This window comes from Amycolatopsis bullii, assembly GCF_014654205.1.
Classification (GTDB): domain Bacteria; phylum Actinomycetota; class Actinomycetes; order Mycobacteriales; family Pseudonocardiaceae; genus Amycolatopsis; species Amycolatopsis plumensis.
On the sequence record NZ_BNAW01000015.1, the window covers coordinates 101,575 to 124,655 of the forward strand.

The 23,081-nt window shown below is 72.2% G+C and carries 28 protein-coding genes; 9 read left to right on the plus strand and 19 right to left on the minus strand.

Annotated elements, in window-relative coordinates; all coding sequences use genetic code 11:
* Positions 1 to 53: 53 nt before the first annotated feature.
* On the minus strand, positions 54 to 956 hold the full coding sequence (locus IE317_RS19025; protein ID WP_191311880.1) for a GNAT family N-acetyltransferase: 903 nt from the start codon (positions 954 to 956) through the stop codon (positions 54 to 56).
* A gap of 152 nt (positions 957 to 1,108) precedes the next feature.
* The gene (locus IE317_RS19030) at positions 1,109 to 3,535 is read right to left on the minus strand and encodes a beta-glucosidase H (protein ID WP_191311882.1); all 2,427 of its coding nucleotides are present in this window, start codon (positions 3,533 to 3,535) and stop codon (positions 1,109 to 1,111) included.
* A 95-nt stretch (positions 3,536 to 3,630) separates the two neighbouring features.
* Here IE317_RS19030 and IE317_RS19035 point away from each other — a divergent pair, with 95 nt between their 5' ends.
* Positions 3,631 to 4,212 carry a TetR/AcrR family transcriptional regulator gene (locus IE317_RS19035; protein ID WP_191311884.1) on the plus strand — a complete coding sequence of 194 codons (582 nt, stop codon included), beginning with the start codon at positions 3,631 to 3,633 and terminating at the stop codon, positions 4,210 to 4,212.
* A 1-nt stretch (position 4,213) separates the two neighbouring features.
* On the opposite strand, the gene IE317_RS19040 is transcribed toward IE317_RS19035, so the two are convergent.
* Complete coding sequence (locus IE317_RS19040) at positions 4,214 to 4,597, minus strand: TIGR03618 family F420-dependent PPOX class oxidoreductase (RefSeq protein WP_191311887.1); 384 nt, start codon at positions 4,595 to 4,597, stop codon at positions 4,214 to 4,216.
* Positions 4,598 to 4,623: 26 nt separating this feature from the next.
* Positions 4,624 to 5,211 carry a dihydrofolate reductase family protein gene (locus tag IE317_RS19045; RefSeq protein WP_191311889.1) on the minus strand — a complete coding sequence of 196 codons (588 nt, stop codon included), beginning with the start codon at positions 5,209 to 5,211 and terminating at the stop codon, positions 4,624 to 4,626.
* Between the two features lie 90 nt (positions 5,212 to 5,301).
* On the opposite strand from IE317_RS19045, the gene IE317_RS19050 reads away from it, so the two are divergent.
* Positions 5,302 to 5,757, plus strand: coding sequence for a winged helix-turn-helix transcriptional regulator (locus IE317_RS19050; RefSeq protein ID WP_191311891.1), 456 nt, complete (start codon positions 5,302 to 5,304; stop codon positions 5,755 to 5,757).
* Positions 5,758 to 5,764: 7 nt separating this feature from the next.
* Here the strand turns inward: IE317_RS19050 and IE317_RS19055 are convergent, their stop codons facing one another.
* A complete protein-coding gene (locus tag IE317_RS19055) occupies positions 5,765 to 6,211 on the minus strand; it encodes a MarR family winged helix-turn-helix transcriptional regulator (RefSeq protein ID WP_191311894.1) in 447 nt (148 codons plus the stop codon).
* 49 nt (positions 6,212 to 6,260) lie between these two features.
* Here IE317_RS19055 and IE317_RS19060 point away from each other — a divergent pair, with 49 nt between their 5' ends.
* On the plus strand, positions 6,261 to 6,728 hold the full coding sequence (locus IE317_RS19060) for a DUF1579 family protein (protein ID WP_229902788.1): 468 nt from the start codon (positions 6,261 to 6,263) through the stop codon (positions 6,726 to 6,728).
* 40 nt (positions 6,729 to 6,768) lie between these two features.
* Positions 6,769 to 8,682, plus strand: coding sequence for an ABC transporter ATP-binding protein (locus IE317_RS19065; RefSeq protein WP_191311899.1), 1,914 nt, complete (start codon positions 6,769 to 6,771; stop codon positions 8,680 to 8,682).
* A 554-nt stretch (positions 8,683 to 9,236) separates the two neighbouring features.
* Here IE317_RS19065 and IE317_RS19070 read toward each other — a convergent pair.
* Positions 9,237 to 9,992, minus strand: coding sequence for a 2-keto-4-pentenoate hydratase (locus IE317_RS19070; RefSeq protein WP_229902789.1), 756 nt, complete (start codon positions 9,990 to 9,992; stop codon positions 9,237 to 9,239).
* On the minus strand, positions 9,989 to 10,780 hold the full coding sequence (locus IE317_RS19075; RefSeq protein WP_191311901.1) for a 2-keto-4-pentenoate hydratase: 792 nt from the start codon (positions 10,778 to 10,780) through the stop codon (positions 9,989 to 9,991). The genes IE317_RS19070 and IE317_RS19075 overlap by 4 nt, the downstream gene beginning before the upstream one ends.
* A gap of 139 nt (positions 10,781 to 10,919) precedes the next feature.
* Between IE317_RS19075 and IE317_RS19080 the strand changes: the two genes are divergently transcribed.
* From IE317_RS19080 to IE317_RS19090, 3 genes are read left to right on the plus strand one after another with little or no spacing between them, the layout of a single operon-like run.
* Positions 10,920 to 11,423, plus strand: coding sequence for a VOC family protein (locus IE317_RS19080; protein WP_191311903.1), 504 nt, complete (start codon positions 10,920 to 10,922; stop codon positions 11,421 to 11,423).
* A gap of 56 nt (positions 11,424 to 11,479) precedes the next feature.
* A complete protein-coding gene (locus IE317_RS19085) occupies positions 11,480 to 12,052 on the plus strand; it encodes a hypothetical protein (RefSeq protein WP_191311905.1) in 573 nt (190 codons plus the stop codon).
* A gap of 23 nt (positions 12,053 to 12,075) precedes the next feature.
* On the plus strand, positions 12,076 to 12,477 hold the full coding sequence (locus IE317_RS19090; protein WP_191311907.1) for a CoA-binding protein: 402 nt from the start codon (positions 12,076 to 12,078) through the stop codon (positions 12,475 to 12,477).
* On the opposite strand, the gene IE317_RS19095 is transcribed toward IE317_RS19090, so the two are convergent.
* From IE317_RS19095 to IE317_RS19155, 12 genes are all read right to left on the minus strand, one after another.
* Positions 12,474 to 13,001: an NHL repeat-containing protein gene (locus tag IE317_RS19095; RefSeq protein WP_191311909.1), complete on the minus strand. Its 528-nt coding sequence runs from the start codon at positions 12,999 to 13,001 to the stop codon at positions 12,474 to 12,476. The two genes, IE317_RS19090 and IE317_RS19095, sit on opposite strands and share 4 nt — an antisense overlap.
* A 74-nt stretch (positions 13,002 to 13,075) precedes the next feature.
* Positions 13,076 to 13,636: a GvpL/GvpF family gas vesicle protein gene (locus tag IE317_RS19100; RefSeq protein ID WP_191311911.1), complete on the minus strand. Its 561-nt coding sequence runs from the start codon at positions 13,634 to 13,636 to the stop codon at positions 13,076 to 13,078.
* On the minus strand, positions 13,633 to 13,959 hold the full coding sequence (gene gvpJ / locus IE317_RS19105) for a gas vesicle protein GvpJ (RefSeq protein ID WP_191311913.1): 327 nt from the start codon (positions 13,957 to 13,959) through the stop codon (positions 13,633 to 13,635). Before gvpJ (IE317_RS19105) ends, IE317_RS19100 begins: the two co-directional genes overlap by 4 nt.
* The gene (locus IE317_RS19110) at positions 13,956 to 14,189 is read right to left on the minus strand and encodes a gas vesicle protein K (RefSeq protein ID WP_191311915.1); all 234 of its coding nucleotides are present in this window, start codon (positions 14,187 to 14,189) and stop codon (positions 13,956 to 13,958) included. Before IE317_RS19110 ends, gvpJ (IE317_RS19105) begins: the two co-directional genes overlap by 4 nt.
* A complete protein-coding gene (gvpJ, locus tag IE317_RS19115) occupies positions 14,186 to 14,440 on the minus strand; it encodes a gas vesicle protein GvpJ (protein ID WP_191311917.1) in 255 nt (84 codons plus the stop codon). The genes IE317_RS19110 and gvpJ (IE317_RS19115) overlap by 4 nt, the downstream gene beginning before the upstream one ends.
* Entirely contained in the window at positions 14,433 to 15,167 is a 735-nt protein-coding gene (locus IE317_RS19120; protein WP_191311919.1) for a GvpL/GvpF family gas vesicle protein, read from the minus strand. The genes gvpJ (IE317_RS19115) and IE317_RS19120 overlap by 8 nt, the downstream gene beginning before the upstream one ends.
* A complete protein-coding gene (gene gvpJ, locus IE317_RS45480) occupies positions 15,164 to 15,820 on the minus strand; it encodes a gas vesicle protein GvpJ (RefSeq protein ID WP_268246886.1) in 657 nt (218 codons plus the stop codon). Before gvpJ (IE317_RS45480) ends, IE317_RS19120 begins: the two co-directional genes overlap by 4 nt.
* Before the next feature lie 68 nt (positions 15,821 to 15,888).
* Complete coding sequence (locus tag IE317_RS19135) at positions 15,889 to 16,569, minus strand: response regulator transcription factor (protein ID WP_191311921.1); 681 nt, start codon at positions 16,567 to 16,569, stop codon at positions 15,889 to 15,891.
* On the minus strand, positions 16,569 to 17,957 hold the full coding sequence (locus tag IE317_RS19140; RefSeq protein ID WP_229902790.1) for a sensor histidine kinase: 1,389 nt from the start codon (positions 17,955 to 17,957) through the stop codon (positions 16,569 to 16,571). The genes IE317_RS19135 and IE317_RS19140 overlap by 1 nt, the downstream gene beginning before the upstream one ends.
* Positions 17,958 to 18,027: 70 nt before the next feature.
* Positions 18,028 to 18,750 carry a type 1 glutamine amidotransferase gene (locus IE317_RS19145; RefSeq protein WP_191311923.1) on the minus strand — a complete coding sequence of 241 codons (723 nt, stop codon included), beginning with the start codon at positions 18,748 to 18,750 and terminating at the stop codon, positions 18,028 to 18,030.
* On the minus strand, positions 18,743 to 19,972 hold the full coding sequence (locus IE317_RS19150; protein ID WP_191311925.1) for a MurT ligase domain-containing protein: 1,230 nt from the start codon (positions 19,970 to 19,972) through the stop codon (positions 18,743 to 18,745). The genes IE317_RS19145 and IE317_RS19150 overlap by 8 nt, the downstream gene beginning before the upstream one ends.
* 56 nt (positions 19,973 to 20,028) lie before the next feature.
* Positions 20,029 to 20,928: an NADP-dependent oxidoreductase gene (locus tag IE317_RS19155; RefSeq protein WP_191311927.1), complete on the minus strand. Its 900-nt coding sequence runs from the start codon at positions 20,926 to 20,928 to the stop codon at positions 20,029 to 20,031.
* A gap of 71 nt (positions 20,929 to 20,999) precedes the next feature.
* On the opposite strand from IE317_RS19155, the gene IE317_RS19160 reads away from it, so the two are divergent.
* Together IE317_RS19160 and IE317_RS19165 are read left to right on the plus strand one after the other, a co-directional pair.
* Positions 21,000 to 21,560: a TetR/AcrR family transcriptional regulator gene (locus tag IE317_RS19160; RefSeq protein ID WP_191311929.1), complete on the plus strand. Its 561-nt coding sequence runs from the start codon at positions 21,000 to 21,002 to the stop codon at positions 21,558 to 21,560.
* A gap of 728 nt (positions 21,561 to 22,288) precedes the next feature.
* Complete coding sequence (locus IE317_RS19165) at positions 22,289 to 23,071, plus strand: IclR family transcriptional regulator (protein WP_191311931.1); 783 nt, start codon at positions 22,289 to 22,291, stop codon at positions 23,069 to 23,071.
* The last annotated feature ends 10 nt before the right edge of the window (positions 23,072 to 23,081 follow it).

The window sequence follows — 23,081 nt, forward strand, 5'->3', positions numbered from 1 at the left end:
AGGGCTCGTGAGTGGCAAGGCGGTTCTCACCCGCCTTGCCACTCACGAGGCGGTCAGGCCAGGTCGATGCGGTGCTGCGTCACCGGGTAGCCCGCCTTGGCGAAGGCCTTGGCCATCGGGACGTTGCCGACGTCGGTGCCCGCGACGATCCGGTCGGCGCCGTAGCAGACGAGGTCGTGCGTGGCCTCGACCAGGAGGTCGTACGCGTAGCCCCGGCCTCGGTGCTCCGGCACCACGGCGACGTAGCCGATCACCGGGTCGTAGACGTTGCGGGTGGGCAGGACGAGCCCGGCGAGCTCGCCTTCGGGCGTGTACGCCAGCCGCCACCAGTCCCGCGGACCCGGCATCCACTTCATGATGTCGAGGTCCTCCTGCGCGGCCGCGTCGAGGCCCTGCTCTTCGACGGTCTTCCGCACGTGCGCGTCGAGGCTGCCGACGTGCACCCGCTTGAAGACCTCGAGGATGACGTCGTCGTCCGGCTCCGGCCGGAACTCGAGCCGGCCGGGCTTCTCCGGCAGGCCGTTGTCCGGCGTCCAGCGGAAGCGGTAACGCTCGACGAGCTTGCGGAAGCCCGCCCGCTCGGCCGCTTCGACCCGGCCGTTCACTTCGGCCGCGACCTCCGGGTCGTCCTGCCACGCGGGTGGCGTGTGCAGCGCGTACTCGGCGCGCAGCGGCGCCGTCTTCAGCAGGTGGACGGCCGCGTCGAAGTCGGTGAAGTCGAACCAGTCCAGCGCGACCGGGGTTTCGTCGCCGGGCTTGGCCCACCAGGCCGCCCGGGCCACGACGACGCCTTCGCGCAGCGCGACCCACGTCCACTCGGGCCGGTACTCGCCCTTCTTCGCCATCTCCGCGAAGTCGTCGCCGAGCAGCTTGCGGCCGACGAGACCGCGGTCGGGCAGGGAGGTGAACAGTGCTTCTTCGCCCGCTTCGAGCGGGCGCACGACCAGTTCGGTCATGGAAATCCTTCCGGGAGTACGCGCTCCCGGTCAGACAGCCGGCACCCTCGCTGCGAGGTGGGAGCGCGTGATCGGTTGCGTGATCATCGGTCCCACCTCCTTTCGCCGGTCAAGGTGCCTCCCCGGGACATTAGGGGATGCACCCGCGGTGATCAACGGATTTTCTGCAGCACCACGCGCGTGCTCAGCCGCGGCTCGGCGTAGGAGTGCGACGCCTCCAGGACGTACTCGCCCGCGATGTGCCGCCAGCCCTCGTTCCAGACCTCGGCCGACCTCGAGGCGATGGCGATGTCGGCCTCCACCGGCTCGCCGGGCCCGGCTTCCACGCTCGCGAACCCGGCCAGCCAGCGGTGCGGCCGGTCGCCGCGTTCGGTCGGGACGAGGTAGAGCTGGACGACCTCGCGGCCCTTGCGCTTTCCGGTGTTGCGGACCCGGACCCGGACGCGCGCGCCGCCTTCCTCGTCCGGGTAGGCGTCGATCTCTTCGTACTCCCAGGTCGTGTAGCCCTGGCCGTGGCCGAACCAGTACGCGGGTTGCCGGTCGGTACGCGCCCAAGCGCCGTAACCGATGTACACACCTTCGCGGTACTCGAGCGCGCCGTCTTCCGGCGTCACGTCGGTGACCGGCGCGTCTTCGAGCTTCGCCGGCCAGGTCATGGGCAGGCGGCCGCCGGGCTCTTCACGGCCGAAGAGGACGTCGGCGAGCGCGTCGCCGCCGGCCTGGCCGGGGAACCAGGTGAGCAGCACCGCGGCAACGTCGTCGCGCCACGGCATCTCCACCGGGGAGCCGGCGTTGACCACCACGACGGTGTTCCGGTTCGCTTCGGCGACCCGCGCGACGAGTTCGTCCTGGCGGCCGGGCAGGGCGAGGGAAGTCCGGTCGAAGCCTTCGCTCTCGACCTCGGCGGTCGTGCCGACCACGACCACGGCGACCTCCGACTTCGCCGCGAGGGCCACGGCTTCTTCGAGGCTCGCGTCCGGGTCGAGGACCGGACCTCGGTAACCGAGCGCGAAGGTGACCCAGGCGAAGGTGCCCCTGGCGAACTCCGCCATCTCCGAGGGGATCCAGTAGGTCAGATTGACGTCGACCGGCTCGCCCGCGGTCAGCTCGACCTCCCGCCGCTGCTCGTGGACCTGCATGATGGAGGTGAAGATGTCGCCGCCTTCCGGCAGGTTCACGCCGTCGAAGACGGTGTGGCCGGCGACGGTGAGGCGGAGGTCGCCGGGACCGGTGATGCCGAAGGTGTGCATGCCGCTCTGCTCCGGGAGGAACGTGCCGGCGATCTCGACCGAGGCGAGCGTGCCGATGTCGAGCCCGGCCGGCAGTTCGCCGATCCAGTCGATCCTGGCCGTGCGCAACGGAAACTGCGCGAGTTCGGTGCCGTCGGCGGCGCGGGCGGTCGCGCGGAGCCGGAAATTGTCGGTGGCGGTCGGTAACGTCGTGCGCGGATCGGCACCGGGTGCGTAAACGAGCTCGGTACCAGGGGGAACGGCCGCCTTGAGGCCGTCGAGAGGGGAGACGACGTGGTCCGGAAACACGGTGGCACTGCCACCACCGAGGATCTTCGGGTCCGCGGCGAGCGCGCCGATGAGCGCGATGCTCTGCGGCTCCCGCAGGGGCAGCACGCCGGTTTCGTTGCGGAGCAACACGAACGACCGGTGCGCGACCTCGCGCGCGATCGCTTCTCCGTCCACATCGGATACTCCTGGCACGGGGTCGCCGCCGAGCGCGCCGGTCCGGTGGGCGAGCAGGAGCACGCGGCGCACCATGGCGTCGACGACGCCTTCGTCGACTTCGCCACCGCGAACCGCTTCGGCGAGCCGGGCGCCGAACACCGTGCGCGGGCCGGGCATGGCCACGTCGAGGCCGCCGTTGGCGGAGGCGACGGTGTCGCGCGCGGCCAGCCAGTCGGAGACGACGAAGCCGTCGAAGCCCCATTCGCCGCGCAGCACGCCGTTGACCAGTTCGGCGTGCTGGGTCATCGTGACGCCGTTGACGCTGTTGTAGGCGGCCATGATCCCCCACGGCTTCGCGCGCCGGACGATGAGTTCGAAGGGCGCGAGGTAGAGCTCGCGCAGGGCGCGCTCGCCGACACGCACGTCGACGGTGAAGCGTTCGGTCTCGAAGTCGTTGGCGACGAAGTGCTTGACCGTGACGGCGACCCCGCCGTCCTGCACGCCGGTGACGTAGCCGGCGCCGATCATCCCGGTGAGGAGCGGATCTTCGGAGTAGCACTCGAAGTGCCGGCCACCCAGCGGCGAGCGGTGGAGGTTGACCGTCGGGGCGAGCAGCACGTGCACGCCCTTGCGCCGGGCCTCCTGCGCGAGCAGGCGGCCGGTCTCGACCGCCAGGCGCGGGTCCCAGCTCGCGGCGAGCGCCGTCGGGCTGGGCAGGGTCACCGAGGGGTCGTCCGGGCTCCAGCGCGTCCCGCGGACGCCGACCGGGCCGTCGGAGAGCACCAGCGACGCGAGCCCGATCCGCGGCAGCGCGGGAAGGGACCAGACGTCCTGGCCGGCGAGCAGGCTCGCTTTGGCGTCCAGGTCGAGTTCGGCCAGCAGCGCGTCGACGTCGAAGCTCATGCGCATCCTCCGCGATCGGTCCTGCCGTCACCCTACCTGGCAGCGAGTAGCGAACGTTATGCTTCCGTGACGCTCACTGCCGTAGGCTCGGGATCATGACCCGGGCCAGGGGCGCCGACCGCCGAGCCAGCATCGTCCGAGCGGCGTTCGAGGTGATCGCCGAGCGCGGCTACCGCGGCACGTCGCTGGCCGCGGTGGCCGAACGCGTGGGCCTGACGCAGCAGGGGCTGATGCACTACTTCCCCACCAAGGAAGACCTGCTGACGGCGGTGCTGGAGACCCGCGACGAGTGGGACCTGCTGCACTTCGGGCACGCCACGGCGGCCGATCCGTCCGCGATGACGGTGAACCAGCTGGCGGACCTGGTCGACTACAACGCCACCCGCCCGGGCATCGTCCAGACGTACACGGTGCTTTCGGCGGACAGCGTCACGGAGGACCACCCGGCCCGGAAGTACTTCCAGGACCGCTACGCCCGGGTCCGGGCCGGCATGACCCGGATGCTCGAGCGCCACCGCGACGAGCTGCCCCCGGGAACGACGCCGGAACAGCTGGCGCCCTTGGCCATCGCGATCCTGGACGGCCTCCAGCTGCAGTGGCTCCTGGACCCCGATGAAGTCGACATGTCGGCCGGGTTCCGCACGTTCCTGACCCTGCTGGGGGTGAAGCCGGACTGAATCAGCCCATCCCCACGCTCTGCCGCTCCACCTCGATGAGCGCCACGACCCGCTCCCGCTCCCGCGAGTACGGGCCGCCGATGTACTTCGTCGCGATCCGGTCCACGATCTCCCAGGCGGCGTCACCCTCGATCCACTCGGCCACCCGGCCGCGGATCATCACCGGCTCGAACGGGTTGTCCAGCGGCGTCAGGGAAAGCGCCACACGCGGGTCGCGGCGCAGGTTGCGGGCCTTGCGCGAGTCCGGGCCGGTCAGGATGGCGATGCGGTCGCCCTCCGGGTCGACCCAGACCGGAACGGCGTGGGGCGCGCCGTCCGGCAGGACGGTGGCGAGGTGGCCGAGGACGGCGGTGGCGAGGATGCGGCGGACGTCGGCGTCGAGCATGGTCGGCTCCTTGTGGGGGTAAGGGTTCAGGCGACGGAGTAGTGGAGGTGGGTGACACCGGGCGCGGCCACGGCCTCGACCAGGTTCAGCCGCACGTGCGAGGGCAGTTCCCGGAAGAACGGCCGGCCACCGCCGAGCAGCACCGGGACCTGGTGGAGCACGATCTCATCGACCAGGCCGGCCTGCAACGCCGAAGCGAGGACACCGCCGCCCATGAGGCCGACGTCCTTGCCGCCGGCCGCCTCGCGGGCCGCCGCGATCGCGTCTTCGACGGTGCCGAACAGGGTCTGCCGGTCGGTCAGCTCCGGCGCGGGCCGGTGGCTGACCAGGAACACCGGGGCGTCCGGGTGCGGGCTGCCGCCGCCGAAGTGTTCCGAGTCCTCGTAGGTGTTGCGGCCCGCCACGATCGCGCCCACCCGGCCGGCGAGCGAGTCGAAGACGCGGGCGCTCGGTTCGCTGAGCCGGAAGAAGTCGAAGACCCGGCTGCGGGTGTCCCCGTCGGAGTACCAGTCGAAGAGCGTCCCGCCGTCGCCGAGCCCCTGACCCGGGCGAGCGCCCCGGCCGGTGATGTAGCCGTCGACCGAGACGGCGTGGGCGCTGAAGACCTTGCTCATCGTGGCATTCCCTTCTGGGTTCCTTCAGGAGACTCCAGAACGGTAGCAGCTTGAGTTCCTTGAGGGAACCCCAAGTGCTAACCTGGCTCCATGCAGCGCACGAACTTCAGCGAACTGGCCCCGTGCTCGATCGCGCGCACGCTCGACGTCATCGGCGAACCCTGGTCACCGCTGATCCTGCGGGACGTGTGGGTCGGCCTCAGCCGGTTCGAGCAGCTCCAGGCGGACCTCGGCATCTCGCGCAAGGTGCTCACCGAGCGGCTGAACCACCTGGTCGGCTCCGGCGTCCTCGAGCGACGCCCGTACGACCGCAGGCCGCGCTACGAGTACGTCCTGACCGAGAAGGGCACCGAGCTGGTCGACATGCTGATGGCGATGACCCGCTGGGGCGACAAGTGGCTGGCGGGCGAAGCCGGCCCGCCGGTGCTCTACCGCCACCACGCGTGCGGCGAAATCAGCAGCGTCGACCCGCGCTGCGCCCACTGCGGCGAGCCGATGCACGCCAACGACGTCGAAGTGCTGGCCGGCCCCGGCGCGGCCCGCTGACCGCCGCTCACCGGAGGCGCGGCTGCGCCACCACCCCGCGCAGCCGCTGCAGGGTGCGCAGTGTCGTCTCCAGGTCCTCCTGCGGCACCTGCGCCGCCACGTCCTCGGCCCACGCGACCTGCGCGTCCCCCAGCTGCCGCAGCGCCGCGCGCGCCCGGCGCGTCAACGACAACACCGGCGCCCGCGCATCGGCCGGGTTCGGCGAGCGGTCCAGCATCCCGTTGCGCAGCAAGCGGTTCACCGTCTCCTGCACGCTCTGCCGGCGCAACCCGCGGCGGCGCGCCACCTCGGCGGCGGTGGCCGGGCCGTCCTCGAGGAAGCCGAGGACCTGCCACTGCGCCGCGGTGAGCCCGACCGGCTCGGTCAGCGCGTCGCCCGCGGCGAGGAAACCGCCGTTGCAGGCGAAGACGGCGTCGATCACGCGGGTGAACGTTTCGGCTCGAGGCGACCGCATGCGTGCTAGTCTCGCACATCGACAGGCACCTGTCGAAATGGAGACGACCATGGACATGCCCCGCCTCGGCCCCGCGCACGAAGCGCTGAAGGCGTTCGTCGGCGAGTGGACCGGCACCGAAGAACTCGCCGCCTCGCCGTGGGCGCCGGCCGCGACCGCGTCGGCCGAGTGCGAATATCTTCTGGCCCTCAACGGTTTCGCGGTCGTCCAGCACTACCGGCAGCGCCGCGAGGACGGGTCGGAGTTCCTCGGCCACAACGTCTTCACCGCCGATCCGGCCACCGGCGAGACGCTCTGGTACGGCTTCGACAGTTACGGTTTCCCGCCCGAATCCCCCGCCCGCGGCGGATGGACCGGCGCGACGCTCACCCTGGAGAAGCAGACCGCGCGCGGCGTGGCCCGGCATCGGCTCACCCCCGAAGGCGGGACGCTGACGCACGAGATCGACGTCCGGATGGGTGAAAACCCGGCGTACAGCCCGTTTTTGCGGGCGCGGTACACCCGGAAGGGCCAGTAGCGGGCCAGAAACTGTCGGACCCCCGGAGTACAGATGGGGTGTGACCGGAATCGCCGACCCGCCCCCGCTGATCGGGGTGGAGAACGTCAAGATGCCCGAGTGGGCCCGCGTCGACGAACGCGTGGCCGCGGCGGGCTTCGGCCAGGCCGTGCGCGCGCTGCCCACCGCGATCTCGGTCGTGCTGCGGCTGGCGTGGCGGACGTCGCCGCGGCTGACCGTGCTGGCCGCCGTCGTGCACGTCGTTTCGGGCTGCGTCACGGCGTTCGGGCTGCTCGCCACGGCGAACGTCTTCACCGCGCTGCTCCAGCAGGGCCCCACGCCGGAGCGGGTGCTGCAGTCGTTGCCGGCGATCGCGGTGGTCACCGGGTCGTACGCGGCGCGCGCGGTGCTGGACGCGGCCGTCGCCGCCGTCGAGGGTGCGCTGCGGCCGCGGGTCACCGCGGCGGCGGACGACGCGGTGACGGCCGCGGTCGTGCGCGTCGGGCTGATCGCGTTCGAGGACGCGGACTTCCGGGAGCTCGCCCGGCAGGGCGCGCGGTTCGGGGTGCGGGCCATCGAAACGAGCCTGCGGCGGCTGGCCGACCTGACGTCGTCGGCGATCTCGCTGGCGGCGGCGATGATCACGGCCGGGCTGCTCAACCCGTGGCTGGCCCCGGTGCTGCTGCTCGCCGCGGCGGCCGACGGCTGGGCCGCCGCGCGCGTCGCGAAGCTGAACTACCGGCACTTCGTCGACACCGTCGGGCGCAACATCCGCAAGTCGGTCGTCGAAGAGGTCGCCACCTGGCGCTCGATGGCCCTCGAACGGCACGCGCTGACGCTGCAGGAGCCGTTGCTCGGCGAGTACCGGCGCATCTCGCGCAGCCTCTCGCGCGAAGAAGTCCGGCTGGCGCACCGGAGCAACCTGGTGCGCACCACCGGGCGGGCGGCAGCCGGCCTCGGCACGGCCGTCGCGTACCTCGTGCTCGGCTGGCTGCTCTACACGGGCGCGATGGAACTGGCTTTGGCCGGCACGGCGGTGCTGGCGATGCGCACGGCGTCCACGGCGCTGTCCAACACCATGCGCGCGGTCAACTCGCTGTACGAGGACTCGTTCTACATCGGGTTCTACAACCAGCTGCTCGCGGAGTCCCGGAAGCGGCAACCGCCGCCGACTTCGGTGGCAGCGCCCGCCGACCCGGCCGAGATCCGGCTGGACGGCGTCACGTTCACCTACCCGGGCCGCGACAGCCCGGCGCTGCGGGACATCTCGGTGACGATCCGGCGCGGCGAGGTGGTCGCGCTGGTCGGCGAGAACGGGTCGGGCAAGACCACCCTCGGCAAGCTGCTCACCGGGCTCTACCCGCCGGACGAGGGCACGGTCCACTGGGACGACGTCGACCTCGCGCGCGCCGACCCGGCATCGGTGCACGCGAACATCGCGGTGATCGCCCAGGAACCGGCGGAGTGGCCGATGACGGCGGCGAACAACATCACGGTAGGCCGCCTCGGCCGTCCGGACCCGGAGAAGCAGGCGTGGCGCGAAGCGGTCGACTACTCGGGCGCGGACGAGGTGATCGCCTCCCTGCCCGCCGGCGAAGACACGGTCCTGTCGAAGAAGTTCGACGAAGGCCACGACCTGTCGGGCGGCCAGTGGCAGCGCATGGGCATCGCCCGCGGCATCTACCGCGACGCCTCGGTCCTGGTCGCCGACGAACCGACGGCGGCGCTGGACGCCCGCGCCGAAGCCCGCGTGTTCGCCGGGCTGCAGCACGCAAGCCGCTCGGGCCGCGGCCGCCGCACCACGGTCCTGGTCACCCACCGGCTGGCCAACATCCGCTCGGCAGACAGGATCCTGGTGCTGGAGAAGGGAAGGCTGATCGAGCAAGGAACCCACGACGACCTCATCCGAGCGGGCGGCGTCTACCACGAGCTGTACGAGATCCAGGCCCGCGCCTACCGCCCCACCCCACCCTGACCCACCCCGCACCGGGGCAGGCCCCGGTGCGGGGCCCCGGAGGTGGAGCCTAGGCCCGAGGGGGGCCCGGGGCCCGAGGGCGAAGCCCGAGCAGGGCCGGGGGCGGTTGCCCGCCGCACCCAAAGGGTCAGTTCACGTACCCAGCCGGTCGATTCGCGTACCCAGAGGGTCGGGTTGCGTACCCAGCCGGTCGGGTTGCGTACCCAGAGGGTCGGCTGGGTGTCCGGTCGGTCGGCTCGCCGACCCGACCCTCCAGGCACACGAGCCGACCCTCCAGGTACGTAGGCCGACCCTCCGGGTACGCCAGCCGACCCTCCAAGCACGCCAGCCGACCCTCCAGGTACGTGGGCCGACCCTTCGGGTACGCGAGTTCGCCGGCCCGGTATGCCCCACCGCAGCGATTGGCGGCGGAACTTGCGTGCCCGGAGGCCGAACTCGCGTGATTAGGGGCGGAATTCGCGTGATCGGGGAGGCATCTCGCGTGATTGGAGGGGCATCTCGCGTGATCCGGGAGGCATCTCGCGTGATTGAGGGGGCAACACGTGATTGAGGGGTTAGGTGGTGAGGGTTAGAGAGCCGAGGTGGGAGAAGTGGGCGGCCACGCGGGAGCCGGGGCGGAGGGGGACCGCGTCCGTCATTCCGCCCGTCAGGACCAGCCAGCCCGGCTCCAAAGCCAAGCCCCGCGCGGCCAGGGCGTTGGCCGCCAAGGCGAGAGCCTCCGCCGGGTGGCCCTGGACCGCCGCGCCCGTGGCCGTGTCGACGATCTGGCCGTCGACCTCCAGCAACGCCGCCTCCAAGGAGAGGTCCACCGTCGAAGGCGGCACCCCCACCGGGCCCACGCTGAAGCACGCCGACGAGCCGTTGTCGGCCACCGCGTCCGGGAGCGTGAACCGGTAGTCCGCGTACCGGCTGTCGATCACCTCGATGCCGCCGTACACGCGGTCGACCGCGGCCAGGGCCGTCGCCGCCGTGACGCCCGGGCCCGCCAAGCGGCGGCCCAGCACGAACACCAGTTCCGGCTCCGCACGCGGGTGGATCAGCGACGGCACCGGCACTCCCGCCGGCAGCACCATCGCGTCCGTCAGCCAGGCCAGCAACGGCGTGTCGATGCCCATCCGCTGCTGCTTGGCCCGGGACGTCAGCCCCAGCTTCACCCCGACCAGCGTCTCCCCGCGCGCCCGGCGCTGCCGCAGCGCCTCGTCCTGGATCGCGTACGCCGTGTCGACGTCCAGGTCCGGCCACTCCTCCGAGAGTGGCGCGCGCTCCGAGACCGTCCCCAGCAGCGCAGCGGCTGCCTCGCGCACGTTCACGATTCCTCCGAAAAGACCGCGGTGACACTGCCGACGCCGGCGATCGTGGTGACGATCGTGTCCCCCGGCGACACCGGGATCGCCCGGGTCATCGACCCCGGCAGCACGACGTGCCCGGGTTCCAGGGTGACACCCAGCGGCCCCACCGTGTTCGCCAGCCAGACCAGCGAATTCAACGGCGAGCCGAGCACCGCGCCGCCCGCGCCCGTCGCCGCCACCGAACCGTTCCGGTACAGCACACAGCCCGCCAGCCGGAGATCCACCGAACCCAGCGCAGTCGGCCTGCTCCCCAGCACCACCCCACCCGACGACGCGTTGTCCGCGATCGTGTCGAACAGCGAGATCTTCCAGTCCTGGATGCGGGAATCGACGATCTCCAGCGACGGCAGCACGAACTCGACCGCCCGGACCGCGTCCGCGACCGTCACGCCCGGGCCGCGCAGGGCCGAGCCGAGCACGAACGCGATCTCCGGTTCGATCCGCGGCTGCAGGAACGCCGACGTCGGGATCGGCTGGTGCTCCAGGTGGAACATGCTGCCGGTGAGGTGCCCGTAGTCGGGCTGGTCGACGCCCATCTGCCGCTGCATCGCCGCCGACGCGAGGCCGACCTTGTGCCCGCGGACGGCGTCGCCGCCCTCGACCCAGTGCCGCACCTGCTCCTGCTGGATCCGGTACGCGTCCTCGACACCGGCGTCCGGATACGTCTTGATCAGCGGCTCGATCGGCTCGCGCGCGGCATAAGCCCGCGCCAGCGCCGAAGCGGCCTCCTGCACCTCGCTGACATCCACCGGAAGGACTCTGCCGTGCGCTCCGACCGCACACAAGCCACGATGTTCCACCCACCGGAACTCTCGCCAGACAACCTCTTGCGCGCGAGATAAATCAGGCGTAGCGTCGGAGCCACCACCAGGAAGGGACGTGAGGGACATGGCACCGACCCCCGCCGAGGTCACGAAGCTCGCCGAAGCCCGCGACGCGCTGCGCGAGCGCCACCTGCGCCCGGCCGCCGAACGCCCGCCGACGAACGGCCGCGGCATCCACCACACCGCGCTGATCTCCAGCGACGTCGAGCGGACCATCGAGTTCTACCAGGACGTCCTCGGCTTCCCGCTCACCGAACTCATCGAAAACCGGGACTACCCCGGCTCCAGCCACTTCTTCTTCGACGTCGGCAACGGCAACGCGGTCGCCTTCTTCGACCTGCCGGGCCTCGACCTGGGCCCGTACGCGGAAGTCCTCGGTGGACTGCACCACCTGGCCCTCTCCGTCACGCCCGAGCGGTGGAGCGCCATCAAGGACAAGCTCGACGAAGCCGGCGTCCAGTACCTGCTGGAGAGCAAGACGTCCATCTACCTGTCCGACCCGGACGGTGCCCGCGTCGAGCTGATCTCCGACCCGCTCGGCGAGATGTACGGCGAGAAGATCGGCTGAAAGCGTGGTCCGGGCGTCGCGCGCCAATTAGCCTGTGCGCGACGTCTGGAGGTCCGATGTCCGACTGGTCGCTCTCCCGTGCGAAGGCGCGGCTCGATCACCGCGAGCTGCTCGACGAACTCACCGCGCGCACCCGGTTCGAGGTGCGGCTGCACCTGAACGAGCCGGCGACGAACGGCGCGTACGACGAGCTCACGAGCATCTTCGCGATCGGGCACGGCGAGTGCGCCGCCCTTCTCAAGCACCACCGGCTGCTGCCGTGGTGGGAGCGCGCGCTGCTGTTCCGGTACGCGCGGCGCCTGCACGGCAAGGCGATCATGCGCAGTGTCGGCGCCGTGCCGGCGGAGGTGGCGCCGCAGGCGGCCCGCGCGTTCGGCGCCGAGATCGCCGAACTCGCGCCCGGCTCCGGGGACACCGGCGCGAAGTACGACCTGCAGGGCCGCGGCCTGCTGACCGTGTTCCGCATCGCCGTCGGCGCCAAGGGCGCGATCTGGCCCGACCGCCACGAGGTCACGACGACGTCCGCCCGCAACATCCTGACCTGCGCCGCGACCTTCGCCCGGCGGAAGCCGTGGCACGTGCTCTGGCCGGTCTACCGGGTGCGTGGCCTGCGGCTCTGGAAGCTTTGACGCCCGCCGCGCGTTCCACCGGTATGAACCCAGAGGAGATCCTCGCCGGCGCGAACACGATCGCCGTCGTCGGGCTGAGCCGCGATCCGGCCAAGGCCGCGCACGGTGTCCCGGCCGTTCTGCAGGCCCACGGCTTCCACATCATCCCGGTGCACCCGAGCGCGACCGAGCTGCTCGGCGAAAAGGTGTACCGCTCGCTGAAGGACATCCCGGAGCCGGTGGACCTCGTCGACGTCTTCCGGCCGTCGCCCGAAGCGCCGGGCATCGCCCGCGAGGCCGTCGAGATCGGCGCCAAAGCGCTGTGGCTGCAGCAGGGCATCGTCTCCGCCGAAGCACGCCGCATCGCCGAAGAGGGCGGGCTCGCCTACGTCGAGAACCGCTGCACCGCCGTCGTCCGCGCGACCGCCTCGATCTCGAAGCGCTAGCCGGTCGCTCCGAAGTGGACGATCCGGTGGTTGCCCGGCTCGGCCACCCAGACGCCGCCGGCGCCGTCGTCGGCCATGTCCCTCGGTGAGCCGATCGGCTCGGCCGTGTCGGACAGCGCGGCGCCCGTGCGGGTGCAGAACCGGGCCACGCGCCCGGTGTCGTCGACCAGCAGCCGCCCGGCGTGGTCGAGCGCGACCGCGCGCGGCCTGACCAGGCCGCCGAACTCGCGCACGAACCCGCCCCACCACGAGAACTGCACCACGCGGCGGTTTCCGGTGTCGGCGACGTAGACGTGTCCCGCCGTGTCGACTGCCACCCCTTCCGGCGCCTTGAGCCGTCCGGACAGGACGCGCACGAGCGCGCCGTCGTGGGTGAAGGCCTGGACCCGGTCGTTGCCGGTGTCGGCCACCCACACGCGGCCGCGCAGGTCGACGGCGATCCCGGACGGCCCCCGGAACTGCCCCGGCCCGGTGCCGGGCCCACCGAACGCACGCGGGAGCGCGGCGACTTCACTGCTGGTCACCGCACCAGGATCACCGGCCGCGAGCCACGGCGGCCAGGGCCGGGACGAGTGTTCAGCGACTGTTCCGCCCCCGCTCACCAGCTCCAGGGGGAGCACGTCCGCCGGTCGAGGAAGCTGTACGCGGGCAGCGGCCCGAGCCAGTCGGCCTGCACGCCGTCGTCGCGGGCCAGCCCGGCGACGGTGTCCCGGACGACGAGCAGGTCGCCCAGCCCGACCAGGAACGCCCACCGTTCGTCGGCGCTTTCGCCCGCCGGCAGCGCCACGGAGTCGCGGGCCCGTTCGGCGACCCGCGAGAGCAGGACGTCCGAGCGGGCCGCCCGCCACGCCGACCCGGGTTCGGTGAACCGCAGGCAGACGTGCACTTCGGCCAGGCCGTCGAGCCGGTCCAGGTCGGCCCGGTAGGTGTCGGCGGCCGGGGCGAGCACCTCGCCGCGGACGGTGTCCTCGTCCTCGGCCACGGTGCCGAATCGGACCGGCAGCACCGGACCGCCCTCGACCAGCGCGGACACCACCGCCAGGTGGGCGGCCGGGTCGGGCTCGGGGTCGCCGACGACCATCGCGAGGTCCTCCCAGCAGACCGTGCGCGGTGCCCGCGGGTGCCCGGCCCGGACGACGCCGTAGAGCTGCAGCGTCACGGCTGTTCGACGGGGACGGCGGGCTCCACCGGGACGGCGACGGCCGGGGTTGGCGGCGGGGGCGGGATCAGCCCGACGGTCTGATCGAGCCCGATGGAGACCTGCCCGGGGTTGGGCTGCTGCGCCTGCGCGTTCACCCGCTGCATCGCTTCGAGGTAGCGGATGTAGGTGTCGACGCTGGCGATCACGACCCTCGCCTCGATCGGCAGCAGCTCGATCCCGATCAGCGACACCTTCACCGTGGCGTCGATGACCGGCCCCTTGTCCAGCAGGACGTTGAGGGTGTCGGTGAGGGTGCCGCCGGCCTGTCCCGGTCTGGTCACTTCGCTCCTTCGGTCGCGGGGATTCCGTCGAGGGCCGCGCGGATCTCGGCGAACCGGAGCTCCAGCGCGATGAGGGCCTGGCCGAGCGCTTCGACCTGGTCCGGGGTGAGGGTGCCGGCGTCGAGCCGCCGCAGCGCCTGGCGCTCCAGCACTTCCTTGAGGACGTCGAGCACGGTGACGACCAGGTGCCCGAGCCCGCGGCCGGCGTCGGCGGCGATCCGCTGGGTCATCGGTGCGTCCCGTCGAGCCCGAGCAGCAGCAGCCGCAGGTCGAGCCGCACGAGGTCGATGCCGGCGAGGGAGACGATGACGTCGCCGGTGACGACGGCCCCGCGGTGCACGACCCGGTCGAGCAGATCGACGACGGCCTCGGCGGCGTTGGCGCCGGACGGGGTGAAGACCTCGGCGAGCAGGTCACCGCGGTCCGGCGCACCGGGGCCCGCGAGCAGGTCGCCGATCGCTTGCGTGCCCGCGTCAGCCATTCGCCGTCGCTCCGAGCTCGAGGTCGGTGAACGAGTACGGCGGCCACGGCCCCGATGTCTCCACCGTCGCCCCCGCCGCACTCAGCTCGCGCGCGAACCACGCCACCTCCGCGTGGAACTCCGCCTCGCGGCCGGTTTCCACCAGGTACGCCGTGTTCATCAGCACCCCGTGCGGCCGCGCGCGCTCCACGCTGTCCGCCGCCTGGCGCCCCAACGCCTCCTGGAGCCGTCCCGCCGCGCCGGCCACGTCCTCGCGGGCGCGCTGGATCGCCTTCAGCCGTTCGCGCCGCCGGACCAGGTACTGCGTTCCGGTCAGGCCCGTCGCGTCCGGCCGGGTGGTCGCCGCCGGCTCGGTGTGCCGCACCCGGACACCCCATTCGCGGTGGCCCGCCACCTCGTCGAGGCAGCCGCGCGCCTGGTCGTAGCCCGCTTCGAGGAGGCGGCGGGCCGCGTCTTCGCCGTCGAGGACCGTGCCGAACCGCAGCGGCAGCACCGGCTCGCTGCGGAACACCGCGCGCACCACGGCGTCGTGCTCGCGGGCCAGCTCGGCGAGGGTGCCGTCGACCGGGTCGAGCGTGTCGATGCGGTCGAAGCGCGCCGGCGCCACCTCGGACACGACCACGCCGAGGTCGCGGTAGCCGATCAGCCGCGGCACCGAGCCGATGTCCAACGTGGACGGACGGTTGCGGGTGATCGCGTACGCGCACAGCCAGTTTCCGGTGCTCACCGGGGTTCTTCCCTCCCGCCCGGCAGCCGGGCCTCCAGTTCGGCGACGCGCGCCGCCAGATAGGACGTGCCCAGTTCCGCTCGCGCGGCATTGGGGGCGAAGAACGGATCGTTCGTCCACCAGTCCATGCCCATTTCACGAGCGGTCTGCGCGGACGCGATGAACAGCCGGATGCGCAGAGTCAGCAATTCGACGTCGACCACGCTGACGCCGATGTCACCGGCGATGACGACGCCCTTGTCGAGCACGCGTTCCAGAATGTCCGCCAACGAATCGGACGAAGCGGCCAATCTGTCGACCTTCCTTTCAGGAATCAGTGGCGCCGCGAGCTCGACGACGTCGACGAGCACGGACCAGCCGCCGTCGCCGCGGCTCCGGATTCCGGTCACGGCGTGCGGAGTGAGCCCGGTCACCATGCCGAACTGGTCCTTCGCGGCCCGAATCGCGTCGGCGGCGCGGAGCCGGGAAACGGATTTCCCGGCGCCTTCGGGGGCATTCTTGTTTTGGGCAGGGAGCGGCAGTGGCGATTCCGGCATCGCTTTCCTCGTCGCAGGAAGTGTGCCCACCGTAGCAACACCGTGGACCGCGTGCAGCGACGTCGAGGAACGGTATTTTTCACCGGTTCGCGGCAACGATTGGGCGATCCGCGGCAACCGGCGGAGGCAAACGGCGCAACGAGCGGACGCCCAGCGGCACCAATTTCCGGAAAACGCGCGATTGATTACGATCGAGTAACGTCCACCAGGCGGTAGCCGACCCCGCGGACCGTCTCGATGGTGTGGGTGCCGAACGGCGCGTCGATCTTGCGCCGGAGGTAGCCGATGTAGACCTCGACGACGTTCTCGTCGCCGTCGTAGTGCGCGTCCCAGACGTGGCTCAGGATCTCGTTCTTCGACAGCGCCGTGCCCGCCCGGCGCAGGAGGAACTCCAGCAACCCGAACTCCCGTGCGGTGAGCTCGATCCGTTTTTGTCCCCTGTGGACGGTACGGGCGGAGGGGTCGAGCCGCAGGTCACCCGCCTCCAGCACGGCCGGGCGGGCGGGGGCGCCGCGGCGCAGCAACGCGCGCAGCCGGGCGATGAGCACGACGAAGGAGAACGGCTTGGACAGGTAGTCGTCGGCGCCGAGGTCGAACGCGTCGGCTTCGTCGTACTCGCCGTCCTTGGCCGTCAGCATCAGCACCGGCGTCCAGTTCTCCGCCGCCCGCAGGCGTTTGAGCACCTCGTAACCGGACAGCTCGGGCAGCATTATGTCGAGCACCACGACGTCGTAGGAGTGCTCGGTCGCCCGCCAGAGGCCTTCGCGGCCGGTGTGCGCGACGTCGGCGGTGAAGCCCTCGGCCACCAGCCCCCGCCGCAGCGTCTCCGCGAACTCGCGCTCGTCCTCCACGATCAGCAGGCGCACTACTCCTCCTTCGGCAGTTCGATCGCCGGCAGTTCGATCACGAACCGGGCGCCCGGCTCGCTCGACTCGGCGTAGCGCGCCCGGCCGCCGTGGCGCGCCGCGATGCCGGCCACGATCGGCAGACCGAGCCCGGTTCCGCCGTGCCCGCGCTGGCGCGACGCGTCGAGCCGGACGAACCGCTCGAAGATCCGCTCCCGGTCGGCGGCCTCGACGCCGGGGCCGTCGTCGCTCACCTCGACGACGGCCAGGTCGCCGCGCACCGCGCTGCTGACCCGGATGCGCGAGCGCGCGTGCCCGCGCGCGTTGTCGACCAGGTTGCGCACGGCCCGCCGCAGCTGGGTCTCGCTGCCGTGCACCTTCGCCGGCCCGGCCCGGACCTCGACGTCCACCGTGCTCTCGCCGCGCAGCCGCTCGGCCTCGGCGCGGACGATGTCGTCGAGGTCGACCTCGGTGCGCTGCGGCCGGTCGGTCGCGTCGTCGGTGCGGGCCAGCATGAGCAGGTCGTCGACGAGTTCCCGCAGCCGCGCGGTCTCCCGGGCGATCACCGGCACCAGGTCGCCGGTGCTCTCCGGGTGCCGCCCGGAGACGTCGAGAGCAGTGCTTATCGTCGAGAGCGGTGATCTCAGTTCGTGGCTGGCGTCGGCGACGAACCGGCGTTGCGCGGCCTGGGCCGACGCGAGCCGGGACAGCATTTCGTTGAGCGTCACGGCCAGGCGGTGCACCTCGTCACCGCCCGGCGGCAGCGGCACGCGCGCGGCCAGGTCGCGCGTCGAGATCTCCGCGACGGTCCGGCGCATCCGCTCGACCGGCCGCAGCGCCGAGCCGACCGCGCGGTACACCGCGAGCCCGGCGATCGCCAGCAGCGGCACGGCGATCAGACCCAACAAAAGCGTCAGCCGCGTCGACGCCTCCGTCACCGGTTCCAGCGAGCGCGCGGAAATCACGGTGAACGGCCCCCCGGGCCCGGCCACCTCCTGCGACACGACGCGGTAGTCGTCGTTGTCGCCGTTGAGCCCGAGCGGCAGCGTTTCGATGATCTCCTGCCCGACGACCGGGCGGGCCGCGGTCAGCGGCGGATGCCCGACGATCGCCGGGTCGCTCGCGATCGGCGTCCGGCGCGCGTCGAGCACCTGCGTGACGGCCTCGGTGTCGCCGGTGCTGGCGACGTCGCTCGCGCTCAGGTCGCGCGCACCCTCGCGGACGAGCTGGATGGCGACCTGCCGCCCGGTGCTGCGGGCACTCTCGGTGACGCTGCGGTCGAGCGACTCCTCCAGGAGCACCACCACGACCACCCCCGCGACGGCGATGGCCAGCGCGAGCGCGAAGACGGCCACCGCGGTGGTGCGCATCCGGACGCCGGTCGCGGCGATCACCTTGCCCAGTTTCACCAACGCAGCGTAGCCACGAACGAGGCTCGCGCGCGGGCCGACCAGCGACGGGACGCTCGCCGCCACCGGGTCACGCGCCCCGGCGGCGGCGCGGGACGGCGAGCCGCTCCTCGCGCAGGCGCTCGACTTCGGCCAGGTCCAGCGGGCCGAGCGGGTGCCCGACCGTCCAGGCCAGCAGCAGGTCGGCCAGCGCGGGGTTGCGGGCGAGCGCCGGGCCGTGCAGGTAGGTGCCGACGACCCGGTCGGTCACCGCGCCCTCGGTGCCGTCGCCGTTGCCGGTGCCGCGCACGACCCGCCCGAGCGGCTCGCTGCCGGTGCCGAGCTTGCTGACGCCCAGGTGGTTTTCGAACCCGGTCAGCGCTTCCCCGGCCAGCAGCCGGGACGGCGTCGCGACCAGCTCGGCGACCGCGCGCTGTTCGCCGGGTTCGGTGGTGACGTCGAGGAGGCCGAGGCCGTCGTGGTCGACGCCGTCGAGGCCGCGGAAGCGGGTGCCGAGCACCTGCAGGCCGGCGCACACGCCGAACACGACCGCGCCGGCCGCGACCGCGCGCCGCAGGCCCGGGTACTTGCGCAGGTGCGCGGCGGCCAGCACCTGGGCGCCGTCCTCGCCGCCGCCGAGCAGGTAGAGATCCAAAGTGGACGGTACCGGCTCGCCGAGCCCCACCGGGACCACCTCGGCGTCGAACCCGCGCCACTGCAACCGCTTCCCGAGCACCTGGGCGTTGCCGGTGTCGCCGTACGTACCCAGCACCTCGGGCAGCAGTAGTCCGATGTGGATGGTCGAGTCAGCCACCGGGCAACCTGCCCACCAGGTCGCGGAACGCGGTGTAGTTGGCGACCAGCTCGACGGCGCCCGGCGGCAGCGCGTCGATCGCGGCGACCGGGTCCGGCTCGGCCCAGTGCGCGACTTCGGCGTAGCAGAGCCGGACGGAGAGGTCGGCGCCGCGCTCGCCGGTGACGACCACCTGGCGCCCGCGCAACCGTTCGAAGTGGACGTCCCACAGCCAGGACAGGTCCCGGCCGTCGGCCTCCTGGGCGTTGACCGCGACCACGACCGGGGTGTCCTCGTCCAGCACGCGCAGCGTTTCCACCCATCCGGCCGGGTTCTTCGCCAGCATCAGCCGCACGGAGTGCCGCGAACGGCGGATCGTCCGGTAGCGGCCGCCGATGTCGGTGATGGTCCGCAGGCGCGCCGCGGCGGTGTGCGGCGGCACGCCGAGCCGGTGCGCCGCGGCGAGCGCGAGCGCGGCGTTCGCGCGGTTGACCTCGCCGGGCAGCCGCAGGTCGAGGTCGACCTCGCGGCCGCCGGGCGTCCGGACGAGTTCGCCGTCGAGCGTCCAGGACGGTTCCGGCCGGGCCAGCCCGCACCCGCAGCTCCAGTGCCGTTCGTGGGTTTCGACGCGGCCTTCGCAGCGCGGGCACGCCGTCGAGTCGCCGGTCCAGCGGCGGCCCGTGCTCACCCACACGAGCTTCGCGGCCGCGCTCGCCGCGGACGTCACCAGCACGTCGTCGCAGTTCGCGACGACCACCGTGCCGGGCAGCGCCGCGATGGCGGCCCGCAGGTCGCGTTCGGTGGCGCGGACCTCGCCGACCCGGTCGAGCTGGTCGCGGCTGAGGTTGAGCAGGACCAGGACGGCGGGCCGGACCTGGTCGGCCACCCACGGCACGTAGGTCTCGTCGACCTCGAGCACCGCGTAGGGCGCGTCCGGGCGGGCGGTCAGCGCGGCGAGGACGCCGTCCGGCATGTTCGCGCCGTCGCTGTTCGCGGCCACCTCGGCCAGCGTTTCCAGGGCGCGGGTGAGCATCAGCGACGTCGTGGTCTTGCCGTTGGTGCCGGTGACGAGCACGACGGTGCGTTCACGGCCGAGGCGGCGCAGGGCGGCCGGGTCGAGGGCCAGCGTGACCCGGCCGCCGATCATGCCGCCGCGGCCGAGCCCGGAGCTGCGCGACAGCCAGGCGGTCAGCCGCCCGGCGGCCACGGACGCGCGGGTGCGGAGGGGACTTCGGACGGACATCGCCCGGATGGTGCCCGCCGGGCGCTGTGAGTTTCCTGAGTCCGTGGCGTGGGTCTCTACAGCGTGACGACGACCTTGCCGTGGACGTGCCCCGTGGCCTGCAGCTCGACGGCGTCGCGGATCCGTTCGACCGGGAAGACCGCGGCGATGGGCACGGTGAGCCGTCCGGCGGCGACGGCCTCGGCGATGCAGGCCAGCGCACCGGGCTCGGCGTCGGCGCCACCGGTCGCGCGCACCCCGCCCGGTGGGTGGGGGCCGGCGGCGATCGTGGCGATCCGCTCGGGCGGGACGCCGAGGGCCAGCGCGGCCTCGGCGGTCTCGGTGCCGAAGAGGTCGACCGCCGCCGTGACGTTGCCGACCCGGTCGGCCAGGCCGGGTCCGTAGGCGACAGGTTCGGCGCCGAGCTTGCGGAGGAACGGGAAGGTGGCCTCGGCGGCGGTGCCGATCACGGTGGCGCCGGCCAGCTTCGCGAGCTGGACGGCGAAGATGCCCACGCCACCGGCGGCCCCGCCGATCAGGACGGTGTCCCCGGCCCGCAGGCCGACGGCGGCCAGCGCGGCGGACGCGGACGAGCCGGCGACGGGAAGCGTGCTCGCCACCTCGTCGGAGACGCCGTCCGGAGTGGGAAAGAGCTGGTCATCGGCTCCGGCGACGACGAAGTCGGCGACAGCGCGCCCCAGCGCGCCGCCGTGAACACGGTCGCCGACGGCATGCTTCGCGCCCGGCCCGGCTTCGTCGACCACGCCGGCGAAGTCGTACCCGAAGCCGGCGGGGAGCGTGAGACCGAACCGCGCGGCGGCCTCGGCGCTTCCGGCGAGGCGCCAGTCCATGGGGTTCAGCCCGGCGGCGGTGACGCGCACCCGCACTTCCCCGGGGCCGGCGTGCGGTTCGGGGACTTCTCGCAACTCGAGTACTTCGGGGCCACCGAACTTCTCGTAGACGACGGCTCGGCTCATGGGGGACCTCCTGTGATGAGACTTGGTCCCGTCACCATACACGGTTTGACGGGACCAAGTACCGTGTCAGCATGGCCCGCTGGGAACCGAACGCGCCGGAGAGGCTGAGCCGAGCCGCCCTCGAACTGTTCGAGGAGCGGGGGTACGAGAACACGACGGTGATCGACATCGCCGCACGGGCCGGGCTCACGAAGAGCACGTTCTTCCGGCACTTCCAGGACAAGCGGGAGGTGCTCTTCGGGGGGAGCACGCTGGCCGGCCTGCTCGCCGGCGCGATCGCCGACGCGCCCGAGACGGCGTCGCCGCTGGAGGCGGTGGCTTGCGCGATGGATGCTGTCGGCCGTGCAGTGTTCACGCCGGAGAGACGGGAGTTCAGCGCTCGTCGGCGGTCGGTGATCGCTGCGCATCCGGAGCTGCGGGAGCGGGAAGCGCTGAAGGGGGTGGCGCTGATCGAAGCGGTGACGGGTGCGCTTCGGGAGCGCGGTGTGCCGGAGTTGGGTGCGTGCGTTGCCGCGGAACTGGGGGCGCTGGCGATGAAGATCGCGTATGAGCGCTGGATCGAGGCGGGCGGCGACTTCGGGGCGACTGCGCGGCGGACACTGGATGAGGTTCGGGCGGCGGTCGAGCAGTAGGCAGCCCTGGCGCTCTCGGTGAAGCCGGGCAACTCCCCTGTCTTGCGCTCCCGCTGAAGCCCGGCCGCTCGCCCGCCTGCGCTCCCACTGAAGCCCGACCGCTCGCCTACCTGCGCTCTCACTTAAGCCAGGCCGCTCCCACGCCTGCGCTCCCACTGAAGCCAGGCAACTCGCCCGGCCTTCGTTGTCCCAGCCGGCCGGGTGCCGCGGCGGGTTCGGACGTCATGAATGACTCATTCCCGGCCTCCGACGCCAGGAATGAGTCATTCACTGCACCGGCGACGGGCCCATCCCCCTCGGCCGCGCCCGGCCGCCCGGGCCATCCCGGGGCGCGCGACCACAAGCCGCCCCGCGGGGGCGCCCCCCGGTGCCAGCGTATCGGCGCGGACCGACAACAACGGCGAAAGAACACCGCCCGCAGCCGGTTTGTCCACATTGCTTTCCGCCTGTTGACAGCTCGCGCTTTCCGCCTGCTACCGCCCACCCGATGCATTCACGGATATGAACGGCCCCCCGTCGAACCTGTCGAACGCGGCTCGTAGCGGCCGCGCAACCGCCATAGGTAGGAAACTTAACCATCGGATGTTGAACCAATTAGCATCGTCAACTACTCGCATTGTTGCGAGTTATTCCAAGATCTACCGGAGATTCATCGGAGGTGTTACCGTCCAACCCCAGCCAGCGGAAAGGCGTACCGCTGAGCGGGAAATCGTCCAACGGAGGGCAGCGTGGGACCGGAGCGCGGGCTTGAACAAAGCGGAACTCTCGAACGCGGGCTCGCAGTACTGGAGCACGTGGGCCGGCACCAGGAGATTTCCACCAATGCGATCGCGCGGCAACTGGGGCTTTCCCGCAGCGCCGCCTACCGCATCGTCGGCACCCTGAAGAACCTCGAGTACCTCGAGGCCGACCAGGTCACCGGGCGGGTGCGGCTGGGGACCCGGCTCGTCGAGCTCGGGGCGCGGGCGATGGCCGCGACCGATCTGCACCGGTGCGCTCCCCGGTACCTCGCCTCGCTCGCCGAACGGTCCGGGGAGACCACCTACCTCGCCGTTCCCGACAACGACACCATGGTCTACGTCGCCACCGAACGCAGTGCCAGTGCCGTCACCCTGGCCTGCCGGCTCGGCACCCGGCGGCCACAGCACGCGACGTCGCTAGGGAAGGCCTGGCTCGCCGCGCTGCCCGAGGCCGACCGGCTCGAACGCGTGCGGCGGATGAAGCTGGACTCCCTCACCCTCAAGACCATCATCGACCCGCACCGGCTGCTCGACGAACTCGCGAAAACCAGCCGCCGCGGCTGGGCGGTCGACGAGGTCGAGAACGAGCCGGACGTCGGCTGCGTCGCCGCCGCCGTGCGGGACCACTCCGGACGGCCGATCGCCGCCATCAGCATCGCCGGGCCCGCGCCGCGCGTGCTGCGCCGCCTCGACGAGCTCGGTGCCTCCGTCGCCGGGACCGCCGCCGCCCTGTCCCTGCGGCTCGGGTACGTCCGGAGCCGGCCGGCCTGAGCTCGGAAGG

What these genes read in the sequence shown, in the direction of transcription:
- IE317_RS19090 (WP_191311907.1), top strand. Translation starts at nt 12,076, where the DNA reads ATGAACCCAGAGGAGATCCTCGCCGGCGCGAACACGATCGCCGTCGTC.
- IE317_RS19160 (WP_191311929.1), top strand. Translation starts at nt 21,000, where the DNA reads ATGGCCCGCTGGGAACCGAACGCGCCGGAGAGGCTGAGCCGAGCCGCC.
- IE317_RS19110 (WP_191311915.1), bottom strand. Translation starts at nt 14,189, where the DNA reads ATGACCCAGCGGATCGCCGCCGACGCCGGCCGCGGGCTCGGGCACCTG.
- IE317_RS19030 (WP_191311882.1), bottom strand. Translation starts at nt 3,535, where the DNA reads ATGAGCTTCGACGTCGACGCGCTGCTGGCCGAACTCGACCTGGACGCC.
- IE317_RS19155 (WP_191311927.1), bottom strand. Translation starts at nt 20,928, where the DNA reads ATGAGCCGAGCCGTCGTCTACGAGAAGTTCGGTGGCCCCGAAGTACTC.
- gvpJ (WP_191311917.1), bottom strand. Translation starts at nt 14,440, where the DNA reads ATGGCTGACGCGGGCACGCAAGCGATCGGCGACCTGCTCGCGGGCCCC.
- IE317_RS19080 (WP_191311903.1), top strand. Translation starts at nt 10,920, where the DNA reads ATGGCACCGACCCCCGCCGAGGTCACGAAGCTCGCCGAAGCCCGCGAC.
- IE317_RS19025 (WP_191311880.1), bottom strand. Translation starts at nt 956, where the DNA reads ATGACCGAACTGGTCGTGCGCCCGCTCGAAGCGGGCGAAGAAGCACTG.
- IE317_RS19045 (WP_191311889.1), bottom strand. Translation starts at nt 5,211, where the DNA reads ATGAGCAAGGTCTTCAGCGCCCACGCCGTCTCGGTCGACGGCTACATC.
- IE317_RS19085 (WP_191311905.1), top strand. Translation starts at nt 11,480, where the DNA reads ATGTCCGACTGGTCGCTCTCCCGTGCGAAGGCGCGGCTCGATCACCGC.
- IE317_RS19060 (WP_229902788.1), top strand. Translation starts at nt 6,261, where the DNA reads ATGGACATGCCCCGCCTCGGCCCCGCGCACGAAGCGCTGAAGGCGTTC.
- IE317_RS19040 (WP_191311887.1), bottom strand. Translation starts at nt 4,597, where the DNA reads ATGCTCGACGCCGACGTCCGCCGCATCCTCGCCACCGCCGTCCTCGGC.
- IE317_RS19050 (WP_191311891.1), top strand. Translation starts at nt 5,302, where the DNA reads ATGCAGCGCACGAACTTCAGCGAACTGGCCCCGTGCTCGATCGCGCGC.
- IE317_RS19035 (WP_191311884.1), top strand. Translation starts at nt 3,631, where the DNA reads ATGACCCGGGCCAGGGGCGCCGACCGCCGAGCCAGCATCGTCCGAGCG.
- IE317_RS19055 (WP_191311894.1), bottom strand. Translation starts at nt 6,211, where the DNA reads ATGCGGTCGCCTCGAGCCGAAACGTTCACCCGCGTGATCGACGCCGTC.
- IE317_RS19150 (WP_191311925.1), bottom strand. Translation starts at nt 19,972, where the DNA reads ATGTCCGTCCGAAGTCCCCTCCGCACCCGCGCGTCCGTGGCCGCCGGG.